12 protein-coding genes and 3 pseudogenes are annotated in these 12,999 nt (G+C 65.5%); 11 read left to right on the plus strand and 4 right to left on the minus strand.

What is annotated here, in order from left to right; all coding sequences use genetic code 11:
• Positions 1-134: 134 nt before the first annotated feature.
• The 3 genes and pseudogenes from NHF48_RS13890 to sucC form a co-directional block, all read right to left on the minus strand.
• On the minus strand, positions 135-1,064 hold the full coding sequence (locus tag NHF48_RS13890; RefSeq protein WP_253071438.1) for an electron transfer flavoprotein subunit alpha/FixB family protein: 930 nt from the start codon (positions 1,062-1,064) through the stop codon (positions 135-137).
• Entirely contained in the window at positions 1,061-1,807 is a 747-nt protein-coding gene (locus tag NHF48_RS13895) for an electron transfer flavoprotein subunit beta/FixA family protein (RefSeq protein WP_056064107.1), read from the minus strand. Before NHF48_RS13895 ends, NHF48_RS13890 begins: the two co-directional genes overlap by 4 nt.
• Before the next feature lie 245 nt (positions 1,808-2,052).
• Positions 2,053-3,256: pseudogene (gene sucC / locus NHF48_RS13900) on the minus strand (ADP-forming succinate--CoA ligase subunit beta).
• A gap of 340 nt (positions 3,257-3,596) precedes the next feature.
• On the opposite strand from sucC, the gene NHF48_RS13905 reads away from it, so the two are divergent.
• Entirely contained in the window at positions 3,597-3,926 is a 330-nt protein-coding gene (locus NHF48_RS13905) for a PilZ domain-containing protein (protein ID WP_056487867.1), read from the plus strand.
• 200 nt (positions 3,927-4,126) lie between these two features.
• On the opposite strand, the gene NHF48_RS13910 is transcribed toward NHF48_RS13905, so the two are convergent.
• Positions 4,127-5,065 (minus strand): ribose-phosphate pyrophosphokinase, encoded by a 939-nt coding sequence (locus NHF48_RS13910; protein ID WP_056064113.1) that lies wholly within the window; start codon positions 5,063-5,065, stop codon positions 4,127-4,129.
• 97 nt (positions 5,066-5,162) lie between these two features.
• Here NHF48_RS13910 and gltX point away from each other — a divergent pair, with 97 nt between their 5' ends.
• The 10 genes and pseudogenes from gltX to NHF48_RS26010 form a co-directional block, all read left to right on the plus strand.
• The gene (gltX, locus tag NHF48_RS13915; RefSeq protein WP_253071439.1) at positions 5,163-6,488 is read left to right on the plus strand and encodes a glutamate--tRNA ligase; all 1,326 of its coding nucleotides are present in this window, start codon (positions 5,163-5,165) and stop codon (positions 6,486-6,488) included.
• A 937-nt stretch (positions 6,489-7,425) separates the two neighbouring features.
• Positions 7,426-7,683, plus strand: coding sequence for a TonB family protein (locus tag NHF48_RS13920; RefSeq protein ID WP_253071440.1), 258 nt, complete (start codon positions 7,426-7,428; stop codon positions 7,681-7,683).
• Between the two features lie 56 nt (positions 7,684-7,739).
• A complete protein-coding gene (locus NHF48_RS13925) occupies positions 7,740-8,087 on the plus strand; it encodes a hypothetical protein (RefSeq protein ID WP_253071441.1) in 348 nt (115 codons plus the stop codon).
• A gap of 20 nt (positions 8,088-8,107) precedes the next feature.
• Positions 8,108-9,068, plus strand: a pseudogene (ribD, locus tag NHF48_RS13930) (bifunctional diaminohydroxyphosphoribosylaminopyrimidine deaminase/5-amino-6-(5-phosphoribosylamino)uracil reductase RibD).
• Complete coding sequence (locus NHF48_RS13935) at positions 9,068-9,679, plus strand: riboflavin synthase (protein WP_253071442.1); 612 nt, start codon at positions 9,068-9,070, stop codon at positions 9,677-9,679. Before ribD ends, NHF48_RS13935 begins: the two are co-directional and overlap by 1 nt.
• Positions 9,663-10,817 (plus strand): 3,4-dihydroxy-2-butanone-4-phosphate synthase, encoded by a 1,155-nt coding sequence (gene ribB, locus NHF48_RS13940; protein ID WP_253071443.1) that lies wholly within the window; start codon positions 9,663-9,665, stop codon positions 10,815-10,817. The genes NHF48_RS13935 and ribB overlap by 17 nt, the downstream gene beginning before the upstream one ends.
• A complete protein-coding gene (ribH, locus tag NHF48_RS13945; RefSeq protein ID WP_056064133.1) occupies positions 10,817-11,239 on the plus strand; it encodes a 6,7-dimethyl-8-ribityllumazine synthase in 423 nt (140 codons plus the stop codon). Before ribB ends, ribH begins: the two co-directional genes overlap by 1 nt.
• Complete coding sequence (locus tag NHF48_RS13950; RefSeq protein WP_253071444.1) at positions 11,236-11,781, plus strand: GNAT family N-acetyltransferase; 546 nt, start codon at positions 11,236-11,238, stop codon at positions 11,779-11,781. The genes ribH and NHF48_RS13950 overlap by 4 nt, the downstream gene beginning before the upstream one ends.
• Positions 11,726-12,220 carry a DUF4169 family protein gene (locus NHF48_RS26005; RefSeq protein WP_446741157.1) on the plus strand — a complete coding sequence of 165 codons (495 nt, stop codon included), beginning with the start codon at positions 11,726-11,728 and terminating at the stop codon, positions 12,218-12,220. The genes NHF48_RS13950 and NHF48_RS26005 overlap by 56 nt, the downstream gene beginning before the upstream one ends.
• A gap of 269 nt (positions 12,221-12,489) precedes the next feature.
• Positions 12,490-12,984 (plus strand): annotated as a pseudogene (locus NHF48_RS26010) (DUF1206 domain-containing protein); the annotation flags it as partial.
• Positions 12,985-12,999: the final 15 nt, after the last annotated feature.

Raw genomic sequence — 12,999 nt, forward strand, 5'->3', positions numbered from 1 at the left:
GGCGGCGTGACCAAAGTCACACCGCCCGTTCGTGGCACGCGACGCGGAGTAAATCCCGCGTCGTCGGTCGGCGCTGAGGCGCCGCCGGCCGGGCTAGCTGTTGCGCTAGGCTTCGCCTTGCGCAGCGGCTTCGCCTACAGCTTCGCCGTCAATTCCGGCACGATCTTGAACAGGTCGCCGACTAGGCCGATGTCCGCGACCTGGAAGATCGGTGCGTCCTCGTCCTTGTTGATCGCGATGATGACCTTCGAGTCCTTCATGCCCGCGAGATGCTGGATCGCCCCCGAGATGCCGACCGCGACATACACTTCCGGCGCGACGATCTTGCCGGTCTGGCCGACCTGATAGTCGTTCGGCGCATAGCCTGCATCGACCGCGGCGCGCGAGGCACCAACGCCGGCACCGAGCTTGTCCGCCAGCGGATCGATCAGCGCGTGGAACTGATCGCTCGAGGCAAGCGCGCGGCCGCCCGAGACGATGATTTTAGCGCTGGTAAGTTCGGGACGCTCGTTCTTGGCGATTTCCGAGCCGGCGAATGTCGACAGACCCTTGTCACCCGTGGACGCGACCGCCTCGATCTCGCCCGAACCACCCTCGGTCGCGGCCTTGGCGAACGCCGTGCCGCGGACTGTGATGACCTTCTTCGCGTCGGTCGACTGCACCGTCGCGATAGCGTTGCCTGCGTAGATCGGCCGCGTGAACGTGTCTTCGCTCTCGACCGACAGGATGTCGCTGATCTGCATGACGTCAAGCAGAGCTGCGACGCGCGGCGCGATGTTCTTGCCGTGCGTCGTTGACGGCGCGACGAACGCATCGTGGCTGCCCATCAGCTCGACGATCAACGGCGCGACGTTCTCGGCCAACGCATGCGCGAACGCTGCATCGTCGGCGACGTGCACCTTGCCGACGCCCGCGATCTTAGCGGCTTCGGCCGCGACGCCGTCGACGCCCTGGCCGACGACCAGCAGATGGACTTCGCCGAGCTGCGATGCGGCCGTGACCGCCGACAGCGTGGCATCCTTGACGGCCTGACCGTCATGTTCGACCCAGACGAGCGTCTTCACTTGGCGACTCCCATTTCCTTGAGCTTGCCGACCAGCGCGTCGACATCGGCGACCTTGATCCCGGCTGAGCGCTTGGCGGGCTCGACGACCTTCAGCGTGGTCAGGCGCGGCGTCACGTCGACGCCGAAATCGGCCGGCGTCTTCTGCGCCATCGGCTTCGACTTCGCCTTCATGATGTTCGGCAACGAGGCGTAGCGCGGCTCGTTGAGGCGAAGATCGGTGGTGATGATCGCGGGCAGCTTCAGCGTGTCGGTCTCGGCACCGCCATCGACCTCGCGCGTCACGTTGACCGAACCGTCGGCTATCTCGACTTTCGACGCGAACGTACCCTGGCCCCAGTTCAGGAGGCCGGCGAGCATCTGCCCGGTCTGGTTGTTGTCGTCGTCGATTGCCTGCTTGCCGAGAATCACGAGGTCGGGCTTTTCCTCCTCGACGATCTTGGCGAGGATCTTGGCGACGCCCAACGGCTCGACCTTGGTCTCGCTGACGACGAGGATCGCGCGGTCGGCGCCCATTGCGAGCGCGGTGCGGAGCGTTTCTTGGCTCTTCTGCTCGCCGATCGAGACGACGACGATCTCGGTCACGCCCTTGTCCTTGAGACGGATCGCTTCTTCGACCGCGATCTCGTCGAACGGGTTCATGCTCATCTTGACGTTCGCCAGATCGACGCCCGTTCCGTCCGCCTTCACGCGGGGCTTCACGTTGTAGTCAAGCACGCGCTTGACCGGCACCAGCACCTTCATCGGGGTTCCTTCCAAGGTGAATCTATTCGTTTCGCCCGCTGGTTACCCGGCGGCGTTGGCCGGACAGATGGCGGTTTCGCGTCGTTTTCGCAAGTCCGGTATGGAAACATCGCTATGCCGTAGCGTCACGGCGAGATGCCGATCGGACCACCTGCCAAACAGTGTGCGACATCAACGAAAAAGGGCCCGGGCGTTTCCGTCCGAGCCCCTCTTTTCGCAGAATCAGTATGCGAGGTCGAAGGCGGTCAGGCCGCGACCTTCTGCACCTCCGCGACGATCTTCTTGGCAGCATCGCCAAGGTCGTTCGCCGGGACGATCGCGAGGCCGGAGTTCGCGAGGATCTCCTTGCCCTTCTCGACATTCGTGCCCTCGAGGCGGACGACGAGCGGCACCGACAGGTTCACTTCCTTCGCAGCGGCGACGATGCCGTCGGCGATGATGTCGCACTTCATGATGCCGCCGAAGATGTTGACGAGAATGCCCTTAACGTTCGGATCCGCGAGGATGATCTTGAACGCCGCGGTCACCTTCTCCTTGTTGGCGCCGCCGCCGACGTCGAGGAAGTTGGCGGGGAACATGCCGTTGAGCTTGATGATGTCCATCGTCGCCATCGCGAGGCCAGCGCCGTTGACCATGCAGCCGATGTCGCCATCGAGCTTGATGTAGGCGAGGTCGTACTTCGACGCCTCGAGCTCGGCGGGATCTTCCTCAGTCTCGTCGCGCAGTTCGAGCAGGTCCTTGTGGCGGAACAGCGCGTTGCCGTCGAACGCGACCTTCGCGTCGAGCACCATCAGCTTGCCGTCGTTGGTGACTGCGAGCGGGTTGATCTCGATCTGCTCGGCATCGGTGCCCATGAACGCGTCATACAGCTTCGATGCGGTGTTCGCGGCCTGCTTGGCGAGATCGCCGGTGAGCTTCAGCGCAGCAGCGACGGCACGGCCATGATGCGGCATGAAGCCGGTTGCCTGGTCGATGTCGATCGACTGGATCTTCTCGGGCGTGTCGTGTGCGACCGCCTCGATGTCCATCCCGCCTTCGGTCGAGACGACCATCATCACCCGGCCGGTGGTGCGGTTGAGCGTCAGCGCGAGGTAGAATTCCTTGTCGATGTCGACGCCGTCGGTGACGTACAGGCGATTGACCTGCTTGCCCGCGTCACCCGTCTGGATGGTGACGAGCGTGTTGCCGAGCATGTCGGTCGCGGCTGCGCGAACCTCGTCCTCGGTCTTGGCGAGGCGGACGCCGCCCTTCGCATCGGGGCCGAGCTCGACGAACTTGCCCTTGCCGCGGCCGCCGGCGTGGATCTGCGCCTTGACGACATAGAGCGGTCCGGGAAGCTTCTTCGAGGCTTCGACGGCCTCCCTCGACAGTCAGTGCCGCGAAACCGGCAGGCACGGGGACGCCGAACTTGGCCAGCAGTTCCTTGGCCTGGTATTCATGGATGTTCATCGGGAAGGCTCCACGCAATTTTTAGGAAACTCGGGAATTGGTTGGCCGTAAAGCACAGGGCGGCCAGCAAATCCACCCTTTAGGCATTTGCGGTTGCGTGTCGTTATCATTAGATCGATTTTACGACCGCGAGTGGCCTGATCTAAGGCAATTCCTTTGCGTCGCGCTCCGCCGCCTCTACAGCAGGACCATGGCGATCCGACTTCGCATCATTGCGTTCCGAACCTACTTTGCCTGTGCCAATGGTGCATTCGCCCAGCCACGCGCGGCCAAACCTCAAGCGGCCGAATCGTAAGGCGTTTGGAGATTAGTAACCACTTGGGGGAGCAGTGTTCCGGACATGACACAGCCCGTCCCCATCCCCCCCGCCGAACCGAAAGGCGAGGAGCTCCGTCAGGCGCTACGCAAGGCCGTCAAGATGCGCGCGCATTTGCGCGATCGGGGCCAGACGCGATTCGAGATCGAGGTGACGGATTTGTCGCTCTCGGGATTTCGTGCGGAGACGAGCTTTACGTTGTGGCCGGGGACGGTGGTGTGGCTGACGTTGCCGGGTCTCGCTGCGCTCGAGGCGGTGGTCGCCTGGCGCGACAAGTTCAAATACGGCTGCGCATTCGCCAAGCCGCTGCATCCGGCGGTGTTCGAGCATATTGTAGCATTAAGCCAGCGATAGGCGCGGCTACGTCCGCGCCGATGCGCGAGCGTAGCGATGCGCAATCGCAGGCTCGGCCGGTGGATCGCCCAAGCGAACCCATCCGACGGCGGCTTTGCCGACCGTAACTTGCCTTAAATGTGTTCTCCGGCGAAGGCGGGAGCCCAGTCTGGGTCCCGCCTTCGCGGGGAAACAAGCCACCTTCGCCCTGAGAAACAGGGTTAGTCGAACAGACTCGACACGCTGGTCTCGTCCGCAATCCGCTTGATCGCTTCACCCAGCAGCGGTGCGATTTGGAGATGGCGGATCTTGCCGTGCGCGTCCTTGATGACTTCGTGATTCCCGATCGAATCGGTGATCACCAGCTCACGCAGTTCCGAGCCCTCGACTCGCGCTACCGCGCCACCCGACAGCACGCCGTGCGTGACATAGGCGACCACGTCTTCGGCGCCGGCTTCCTTCAATGCCGCCGCCGCGTTGCACAGCGTCCCGGCCGAATCGACGATGTCGTCGACCAGGATGCAGAACCGCCCCTCGACTTCGCCGATGATGTTCATCACCTCCGATTCGCCCGCGCGCTCGCGTCGCTTGTCGACGATCGCGAGCGGAGCGTTGTCGAGTCGCTTGGCGAGCACGCGTGCACGGACGACGCCGCCGACGTCCGGCGACACGACCATCAGGTTCTTGCCCTTGAACCGTGCAAGGATGTCCGCCGACATGACAGGCGCCGCATAAAGATTGTCGGTCGGGATATCGAAGAAACCCTGGATCTGGCCGGCATGCAGGTCGACCGACAGAACGCGGTTCGCGCCCGCGACCGTGATCAAATTGGCGACAAGCTTGGCCGAGATCGGCGTGCGCGGGCCCGGCTTCCGGTCCTGCCGAGCGTACCCCATGTACGGGATCACCGCGGTGATGCGGCGCGCCGACGCACGCTTCAGCGCGTCGATCATGATCAGCAATTCCATGAGATTATCGTTGGCGGGATAGCCGGTCGACTGGATCACGAACACGTCCTCGCCGCGGACGTTCTCGTTGATCTCGACGAAGACCTCCTCGTCCGCGAACCGCCGCACGCTGACGTCGGTCAGCGGGATCTCGAGATAGGCGGAGATTTCCTGCGCCAGCGGCAGGTTCGAATTGCCGGTCATCAGTTTCATGAAGCTATTTCCCGCTCGATATTCCGCACCCCTTAGGCGCAGCTTCCCGTTGGTGGAAGGGTTTGCCCGCCGCCGCGCCGCTCCGTACAGCGGCGGGATGACCGTAATCACTCGTTTCGCCCCCTCGCCCACCGGCCGGCTGCATGTCGGCAACATCCGCACCGCGCTCCACAATTGGATGTTCGCGCGCGCGAATGGAGGGAAGTTCGTGCTGCGGATCGACGATACCGATCCAGAACGCAGCGAAGAGCGCTTCGTCGACGCGATCCGTGCCGATCTCGACTGGCTCGGGATGACGCCGGATGCGGAGGAGCGGCAGTCGGCGCGGTTCGCTTTGTACGAGGCGCGGTTCGCAGCCCTGGTCGCGAGCGGGCACGTGTATCCCGCGTATGAGACGACGCAGGAACTCGACCTGAAGCGGAAGATCCAGGCCGGGCGCGGGTTGCCGCCGATCTACGACCGCGCGGCGCTGGCGTTGGACGACGATGCGCGGGCGAAGCTGGAGGCGGACGGCGTGAAGCCGCATTGGCGGTTCAAGCTCGATCACGACTCGGCGATCGCGTGGGACGACCTGATCCGCGGCGTGGCGCATTTCGAGGCGAAGACGATGAGCGATCCTGTGATCCGGCGTGCGGATGGGTCATGGCTTTATATGCTGCCGTCGGCGATCGACGATGCCGAGATGGGCGTGACGCATGTCGTGCGCGGCGAGGATCATGTGTCGAACACCGCGCTGCAATTGCAGATGTTTGCCGCGCTTGGTGTCACGCCGCCGCGGTTTGCGCACGAGGCGTTGCTGACGGGGGCAGAGGGGAAACTGTCGAAGCGACTTGGGTCGCTCGGCGTCGATCATTTCCGCGAGGTCGGGATCGAGCCACAGGCAGTGCGTGCACTCTTGGCGCGGATCGGGACGAGCGATCCGGTCGAGCCGATCGCCGACGCCGCGCCGCTGATCGCGGGGTTCGACTTTGCGCGGTTCGGGCGCGCGCCGGCGCGGTTCGACGAGGCGGAACTGGCGGCGTTGAACGCGCGGATTTTGCATGCGCTGCCGTATGAGGCGGTGGCCGAGCGGTTGCCGGAGGGCATGCATGTGGCGGCGTGGGAGGCGGTGCGGCCGAACCTCGTGACGCTGGCGGATGCGGCGGACTGGTGGGGCGTGATCGCGGGGCCGGTTGTCGTCGCGGGCGATATCGATACGGCGTATCTCGATCAGGCGCTGGCGGCGGCTGGGGAGATCGACTGGTCGAGCGATCCCTGGCACGCGCTGACGGCTCGGTTGAAGGCGGAGACGGGCCGTAAGGGGAAGGCGTTGTTCCTGCCTCTGCGGCTGGCGCTTACGGGGCGCGATCACGGGCCGGACATGGCGGCATTGCTGCCGTTGATCGGGCGGGAGCGGGCGTTGGAGCGGTTGGCGGTGCGGTGATCAAGCGTCCCCCCAAGTGCGGTCTTTCGGAAAGCTTGTTCTCCCGCGAAGGCGGGAGTCCAGTCTGGGCTCCCGCCTTCGCGGGAGAACAAGGAGGGGCGGGCCGGCGGTGGAATTGATCGCAACGGACTATACCTTTGCCGGTGGCCACTTTGCCCGCGGTCGAAGAAGCCCACCCTACCGAATGCCGCCACCCCGGCGAAGGCCGGGGCCCAGTTGGAAAGGTCGCGGTAACTAGCGCCGGCTTTAGTTAGCAATGTCCCCCAACTGGACCCCGGCCTTCGCCGGCGCGGCGGCGTGGGAGGATGGGAATGCTGAAAACTGGTCCGATTGGTGCGTCGAACCATTCCGGCCGGTCGAGCAAATCGCGATCGTATTCGATGCCGACGAAACGTCGATAAATAGCGCCAAAGACATTCCCCCCCCCCCCCTCTCCAAACCCCTTGCCCCCAAAATGTAATGATGTACCATCCCAACCGGCGGCACCTATCTCGCCGCCATCCTCGAGGAGAAGCGAAGGAGACGGTAATGTACGCGGATCGACTGAACCGGACGGGCGGATTCAATCCCGGGAGCCTCGGCGTCGCGCTGGCCATCAACTGCGCGGTGATCGGAGCCTTGTTCTTCGCGGCGCCCAACGTGCTGCCGTTCGTGCCCGACAAGCCGCTCGTGACCTATGTGCCGTACACCCCGCCGCCGCCGCCCGAGCCGGTGCCGCCCGCCGATCCGCTGGTCCGTCAGCAGCCGCGCCCCGCCCCGCGCCCAGATGCTCCGATTCCGTTGGTACCGACGATCACCGACAACGGATTCACGGTTGTCCCCGATCCGGTCCCCTACACGCCGCCGGTCGGAGTCGAAGGCACCGGAACGGGCACCGTCGCGGTCGATCCGCCGAAAGCCGCACCGGTATTCGTCCAGCCCGGCATCGACCCGCGCTATGCCGCCGATTTTCAGCCGAGCTACCCCCTCCCAGGAACGCCGCGCCGAACGCGAAGGTCGCGTCGTGGTCCGCGTGCTGGTCGGGACCGACGGTCGCGTGAAGCAGGTCGAGCGGGTCAGCGCGACCACCGACGCGTTCTACCGCGCGACGCTCGACCGCGCGCTGGCGAAGTGGCGGTTCAAGCCGGCGACGCGCGACGGCGTTCCGGTCGAGGCGTGGCGATCGATGGCGCTGACGTTTGTCCTCCAGAACTAAAGCTTGAGGCGTGCGGGGCTGGCCTAGCCGGCTCCCCCCCCCCTATCTTGGCGCGCATGGGCTTTTTCAGTCGTTTCTCGCCGATCGCGGCATATCAGGACCTGCGGCTCTTCTTCAGCCAGCGCCGGCCATACGAGCTGTTTTTTCTCGTGGCCGCGCTCGGCGTCACCAGCTTCCTGATCTACGCGTTTATGAAGGATTCGTACGTCGAGAAGGAATACCGCCCGAAGATCATCTACGTCGAGCAATGGCCGGCTGATCGCACCGATGCGCAGATCGTCGCGCAGCAGAAGATCGACGCACCGATCAAGGCCAAGGCGGTCGCCGAGCAGAAGGCCCGTGAGGACGCGCAGCGCGAGTCGTTCAAGCGGCTGGACGACAAGCTGAAGGCCATGGGGATCTGACCCAGTCCGACACGCGCTGGATGGGCGCCGCGCTGGCACTCGCCGAGCGCGGCCGAGGGCGTACCGCGCCCAATCCCAACGTCGGCTGCGTGATCGTGCGCGACGGCCGCGTCGTTGGGCGCGGCTGGACGCAGGCGGGCGGGCGACCGCATGCCGAGGCGATGGCGTTGACCGAGGCTGGCACGAACGCTCGGGGGGGCTACGGCTTACGTGACGCTGGAGCCGTGCGCGCATCGGTCTCCGCGCGGGCCCGCGTGTAGCGACCTGCTGATCGAAGCAGGCGTTGCGCGCGTGGTTTCAGCTCTCGAAGATCCCGATAAGCGAACGGCTGGCCAAGGTTTTGCCCGGCTGGAGGCCGCTGGCATCGCCGTGACGCGCGGCGTTCGCGCGAACGAATCCAGGCGTTCGATGGCCGGCTTTCTCACCCGCCAAGCGCTCGATCGCCCGCACGTCACCCTGAAGGTCGCGACCTCACTCGATGGCTGCATCGCGATGCCGGACGGCTCGAGTCGCTGGATCACCGGCCCGCAAGCCCGCGCCCACGCGCATCTCGAGCGGAGTCGGCACGAAGCGATCCTCGTCGGGCGCGGCACGTATGACGCCGATGCGCCGCGACTCGACGTGCGGCTGCCGGGGCTGGAAGCTCGCGGTCCGATGCGGGTGCTTTTATCTTCGACCGCCGAAGACGTGCCCGGTTGGACCGTCATCGCCGCTCCGCGCGACATCGCCACCCTCACCGGTGTCGACCACATCCTCGTCGAAGGCGGCGCGGCCGTAGCGTCGGCGTTCCTCGCGGCAGATCTGGTCGACCGCATCCTTCTCTACCGTGCGCCGATCCTGATCGGTGGCGGCAAGCCCGCACTCCGCGACATCGGCCTCACCGACCTGACCAAAGCACATGGTCGCTGGACGATCGTCGATGCGCGGCAACTTGGCATGGACCGGCTCGAGGTCTACGAGCGCGAACGAAACGAGGCGTAATGTTCACCGGAATCGTCACCGACATCGGCACTGTCGCGAGCGTGGAGTCGCCAGGCGACACGCGCGTCGTCGTCAGCACCGCCTATGATACCGCCACCGTCGATCTCGGCGCGTCGATCTCCTGCTCGGGCGTCTGCCTGACCGTGGTCGACAAGGGCCCGAACTGGTTCGCGGTCGATGTCTCCGGCGAGACGATCAGCCGCACCGCCAAGGACCAGTGGACCGAGGGCCGAAAGTTCAACCTCGAACGCGCGATGAAGCTCGGCGACGAACTCGGCGGCCATATCGTTACGGGCCATGTCGATGGGCTCGGCACCGTCGTCGCGCTCGCGGAGGAAGGCGGATCGCACCGCGTCACCATCCGCGCGGGTTCAGACATCGCGCCGTTCATCGCGGCCAAGGGTTCGGTGACGGTCGACGGCGTCTCACTCACGGTAAACAGCGTTCAAGACGTCGACGGGGAGGTCGAATTCGGCCTCAACATCATCCCGCATACCTGGGCGGTCACCACGCTCGGGACGATCCAGATGGGGCAGTCGGTCAATATCGAGATCGACGTCCTCGCCCGCTATCTCCAACGCATGGAGCATTACCGTGTCAAAGCCAGCTGAATTAGCCCGTCTCAAGCACGGCTATCTGTCGAGCCCGGAAGAGATCATCGATGAGGCGCGCAACGGCCGGATGTTCATCTTGGTCGACGACGAGGATCGCGAGAACGAGGGCGACCTCGTCATCCCCGCGCAGATGGCGACGCCCGAGAAGATCAACTTCATGGCGAAGTTCGGCCGTGGCCTGATCTGCCTCGCGCTGACGAAGGATCGCACCGAGGAGCTCGGGCTCGAGCTGATGAGCCGCAACAACGGGACGCGGCACGAGACCGCGTTCACCGTGTCGATCGAGGCGCTCGAAGGCGTCACCACCGGAATCTCCGCAGCGGATCGCGCGCGCACCATCGCGGTCGCGGTCGATGCGACCAAGGGCAAGCCCGACATCGTCACCCCCGGCCACGTCTTCCCGCTGGTCGCACGCGACGGCGGTGTGCTGATCCGCGCCGGCCATACCGAGGCGGCAGTCGACGTCGCGCGGCTTGCCGGGCTCAATCCTTCGGGCGTGATCTGCGAGATCATGAACGAGGACGGCACGATGGCGCGGATGGACGACCTCGTCACCTTCGCGCAGTTCCACAACGTCAAGATCGGCACGATCCGCGACCTGATCGCGTATCGCCGCCGCCACGATCACCTCGTCGAGAAGCGCGCCGAGGCCAAGTTCACCTCCGAATGGGGCGGCGACTGGAGCGCGCTGACGTTCTGGAACAAGGCGACCGGCACCGAGCAGGTCGCGCTGGTGAAGGGCAAGATCGACCCCGCCAAGCCGACGCTGGTCCGCATGCACGCGCTGTCGCCGTTCGCGGATATCTTCGGCGAATCGGGCGATCGCGGCCGGATCCTCGCGCGCTCGATGCAGATGATCGCGGATGAGGGCGCCGGCGTGATCGTCGTGATCAACCGGCCGCGCAGCAACACCTTCACCTCGGCGGTGATGAAGAAGGCCGGCGCGGAGATCACCCCGGATATGGAGGAACTGCGCGACTACGGCGTCGGCGCGATGATCCTGACCGAACTCGGCGTGCACGACATGGTGCTGATCACCAACACGCATCACACGCTGGTCGGCCTCGACGGCTACGGCCTGTCGATCGTCGGCGAGCGCCCGATCGCGTCCCTGAACACGGAAAAGAGCAACTGATGGCGCATCTCCTCATCGTCGAAGCCCGGTTCTACGATCACCTCAACGACCTCTTGGTCGAGGGTGCAAAGGCCGCGATCGAAGCCGCCGGCCACACCCACGAGACGATCACCGTGCCCGGCGCGCTCGAAGTCCCCGGCGCGATCGCGCTGGCCGCCGAGAGCGAAACGTTCGACGCGTATGTCGCGCTGGGCGTGGTGATCCGCGGCGAGACTTATCATTTCGAGATCGTCGCGGGCGAGAGCGCACGCGGGATCATGCAGCTAACGATGGACGGCCTGCCGATCGGCAACGGCATCCTGACCACCGAGAACGAGGCGCAGGCGCTCACGCGTGCCAAGCCCACCGAGGGCGACAAGGGCGGTGGCGCGGCCAATGCGGCGCTGGCGATGCTGGCGCTCAAGGACCGCTTCATCGCATGACCGCGCCGGTGCTCCTGACGGAGCGCCTGCTGCTCCGGCCCTTGGGACCGGAGGATGCCGAAGATTGGTATGCGTTCCATGCCGATCCCGTCACGATGCGCCATCTCGGCGGCGTGCAATCGCGCAGCGTCGCCTGGCGCGGTCTGTGCGCGATGGCGGGCGCGTGGAGCATCCGCGGCTTCTCGATGTTTGCGGTGACATTGCGCGATACCGGCGCATGGATCGGCCGCGTCGGTCCGTGGCAGCCCGAAGACTGGCCGGGGAGGGAGATCGGCTGGGGACTGGCATCGCGGTTCGCCGGACGCGGGTTCGCGCGCGAGGCGGCGACGGCGACGATCGCCTATGCGGTGGAAATGCTCGGCTGGACCGACATCATTCACACCATCGCACCCGACAACGCCGAGTCGATCGCGCTCGCGGGGCGGCTCGGGTCGACTAATCGCGGCCCAACGAGACTTCCCCCGCCGCTCGAATTGCTGCCGGTGGATGACTGGGGTCAGAGTGCTGCCGACTGGCGGGCGCGGGGAGCAGGGCGTGGGTGACGTGATCAACCTGCGGCTCGTCCGGAAACAGCGGGCTCGTGACGAGGCTTCGTCGAAGGCGGATCGGAACCGGCGGGTATTCGGGACGGACGGTGGCGGAGAAGGCGGCGGACGCTGCTGCGAAGACTCGGATCGAGAAGACGCTGGATGGCGCGAAGCTAGATTCCACGTCCGACACGCTCCAGGAATAATCTTACCCTCAGCCTTTCGACGGTTGGTACGTGTCCCTTCCCCTGCGAGCGCCGGACCGAACCAACGTCCGGCCGTAATCCTCCCCCGCCAGGGGGAGGTGGCAGGCGTTAGCCTGACGGAGGGGGAGGTAAGGGTAACCGCTGCTCCGTGTCCGCCCCCCTCCGTCGCCTATGGCGCCACCTCCCCCTGGCGGGGGAGGATCGATCACGTCTGCTCCCTAAGACGGCTAAAATGGTGGCAGCTCTAGCCGAACCGGATGGCACCTTGGCTCTCAAACCCTTTTCCGCCGCCCCTCGACTGCAACGGTGTTTGTCTCCTTGAGCAAGTACGCGCGGGCAGTTCCACGGCACGACCCCTTGTTCTCCCGCGAATGCGGGAGCCCAGACTGGATCCCCGCCTTCGCGGGGAAACAAATCTTGCTCGGAAGAGATAGCCGCCCCCAACCGTCCTCAACTGCATCACCACAGGAACGTCACGCGCGTCGCGCCGTTATGCCTCCGTAACAAAGGGGCTGTCATGATTTCGGATGCGAATGCGACGTTGCTCGCCAAACTCGGCTTCGCCGCGCGCGGGGTGGTGTATATTCTCGTCGGCTGGTTCGCGGTCGACGCGGCGTTGCGCGGTGGCAAGATAGCAGACAACCAGGGCGCGATCGGGTCGATGGCGGACGAGGCGTTCGGCCCGGTACTGCTCGCGATCGTCGCCGCCGGCCTGCTCGGCTACGCGGTCTGGCGACTGACGGAGGCCGCAGCGAACCCCGAGCAGATCGGCAGCGACGTCAAGGGCAGCCTCAAGCGGATCGGCCACGTCGTCAGCGGCATCGCGCACCTGATCCTCGCCTGGACCGCCGCCAAGCTCGCCATGAGGACGGGATCGCGCGATGCCGCCGTCTCGCCCGGCGACGAGAGCGCGCGCGACTGGACCGCGTTGCTACTCGACCAACCGGCGGGACGGGTTCTGGTCGGCGCCGTCGCAGTCGGCGTGCTCGTCGCTGCGCTCCAGCAGGCGCAGAAGGCTTGGCGCGGC

Source organism: Sphingomonas sp. H160509 (assembly GCF_024124765.2).
Lineage (GTDB): Bacteria > Pseudomonadota > Alphaproteobacteria > Sphingomonadales > Sphingomonadaceae > Sphingomonas.